This is a genomic window from Vibrio injensis (assembly GCF_001895205.1).
GTDB classification, from domain to species: domain Bacteria; phylum Pseudomonadota; class Gammaproteobacteria; order Enterobacterales; family Vibrionaceae; genus Vibrio; species Vibrio injensis.
This window is the reverse complement of record NZ_BDJF01000024.1, coordinates 1-1696: the sequence shown is the minus strand read 5'-3', so window position 1 is coordinate 1696 and position 1696 is coordinate 1. Positions and strand designations below refer to the sequence as shown.

General features: G+C 40.0%; 3 protein-coding genes. All 3 read left to right on the top strand.

Annotated elements, in window-relative coordinates:
- Nucleotides 1-75: 75 nt before the first annotated feature.
- The 3 genes from BSR11_RS10650 to BSR11_RS10625 all read left to right on the top strand — a co-directional run bounded on the left by BSR11_RS10650 (nucleotide 76) and on the right by BSR11_RS10625 (nucleotide 1480).
- Nucleotides 76-357, top strand: coding sequence for a hypothetical protein (locus tag BSR11_RS10650; RefSeq protein ID WP_001100052.1), 282 nt, complete (start codon nucleotides 76-78; stop codon nucleotides 355-357).
- A 191-nt stretch (nucleotides 358-548) separates the two neighbouring features.
- Nucleotides 549-998 (top strand): GyrI-like domain-containing protein, encoded by a 450-nt coding sequence (locus BSR11_RS10640; protein ID WP_057556343.1) that lies wholly within the window; start codon nucleotides 549-551, stop codon nucleotides 996-998.
- Between the two features lie 299 nt (nucleotides 999-1297).
- Complete coding sequence (locus tag BSR11_RS10625; RefSeq protein ID WP_032479935.1) at nucleotides 1298-1480, top strand: DUF645 family protein; 183 nt, start codon at nucleotides 1298-1300, stop codon at nucleotides 1478-1480.
- Nucleotides 1481-1696 lie beyond the last annotated feature (216 nt).

Genomic DNA, 1696 nt, shown 5'->3' with positions numbered 1-1696 from the left:
AGCTTGGTAGTAGCGTTGGTTGCCCCTTAACCGGGCGTTATATTTTTTTAAGTTCAGCAATCAAAAGGATTCATGATGAACGTGGATAAAGCGAAAAAACGCATATTGAAACGAGTACAAAGAGGTTTCAAAGGTTATCCGCAAATATCTTTAGAGTATTTCGGGAAAACGACAGATTTCGCGACCGAAGTAGTCATCACTTTTGTTCCTGAAGAAAATGCTGAAGCGCAGATTCAGAGATTTACGAGTGATAAGGATGTTCGTGAAGATGAAGCAATTCAATCGGTATTGTTGAAAATTATTGAGAGAGCCGACGCTGCTACGGTTTTAGAAAGTCGAGAAGTATCTGTTTGTTAATGGTTTTTCTGTAATCTTAAGTTGTTGGTCACATTAGTGCTGAGAACGAAAATATAACAAACGGTTCAAGAGGGACAACCAACGCGTGGCATTTTTACTATGCGTTGTTTTTTGTGGTTACGGTGTTATGCGGTAAGTTGGCAGTAGCGTTGGTTGCCCCTTAACCGGGCGTTATGTAACTAGGAGAAAAAATGAACATCAGTGAAATTAATGGTTTTGAGGTTACGGGGTTCGTCGTTCGTACGACTAATGCAGATGAAATGAATCCTATGACTGCAAAAATCGGAAATCTTTGGGAAAAATTTTACTTAAATGCAGCTCCAAAGTTAACCGACAAGTCAAAAGTGTATGGTTTATACACAAACTATGAATCTGATTTTACTGGTGCTTTCGATGTTATCGCTTGTTCGGACACATTATCACCACAATTATTATCAGAATCAGTAAAAACGAAAGTTTCCTCTGGTAAGTACGTGACTTTTTCAGCGACTGGTGAAATGCCACAAGTAGTTATCGATTTGTGGAATGAGGTTTGGAATTATTTTGCTTCTGAACACTGCCCTCACAAACGAGCGTATACAACAGACTTTGAGTATTACAAAAGTGCTAATACTGTAGAAATCTCTATTGCCGTTAGATAGTTACATAACAAACGGTTCAAGAGGGACAACCAACGCGTGGCATTTTCATTATGCGTTGGTTTTTATGGTTACGGTGTTATGCGGAAAGTTGGTAGTAGCGTTGGTTGCCCCTTAACCGGGCGTTAGCTTCTTAAAGCAAAAATCATCAAAATCTAAGCTAAATTGTTCTGAAAACTCTGCTTTTGACATTCAAATTGTACAACTTGGCTTGCGAGTTTTTGTTGATGCTGATTTGGTAGAAAGTGTTGAAATTTCAGCAGTTTCAAAGTCGCCGTAAGCTAACAAATCTCGATGCTTCAATGTTGTTGGATGTTCTACACGGAAAGTTTGGTTTCACAAAGGGCTGCATCATCGCTGTGATCTGGCTTTCTTTGTCGCGGACTCTTAACCGTGGCAAACTTAACTTTGATCGTTTTAGGTTTTGGTCGTCCACTTCACAGCTTTTGGCGTTGGACGTGTGTTTGCTTGATGCTTTTACGTAAAATCGCTTTTCAAGCAAAGGTGTTTAAAAGTTATTTGGAAACAATAGGCTACGAAGCTAACAAACGCCTCAAGCGGGACTGTCAACGCGTGGCGTTTCCAGTCCCAATGAGCCGAAGTGGTTACAGTTGTAGTGTTTGAGTTTGGTGTTATGCGTTGTCAGCCCCTTAGGCGGGCGTTATGTTTTTTTCAGGAAAATTATGATCAGAGAAATTACG

Coding starts and splice junctions, on each gene's coding strand:
- BSR11_RS10650 (WP_001100052.1), top strand. CDS start 76: ATGAACGTGGATAAAGCGAAAAAACGCATATTGAAACGAGTACAAAGA.
- BSR11_RS10640 (WP_057556343.1), top strand. CDS start 549: ATGAACATCAGTGAAATTAATGGTTTTGAGGTTACGGGGTTCGTCGTT.
- BSR11_RS10625 (WP_032479935.1), top strand. CDS start 1,298: ATGTTGTTGGATGTTCTACACGGAAAGTTTGGTTTCACAAAGGGCTGC.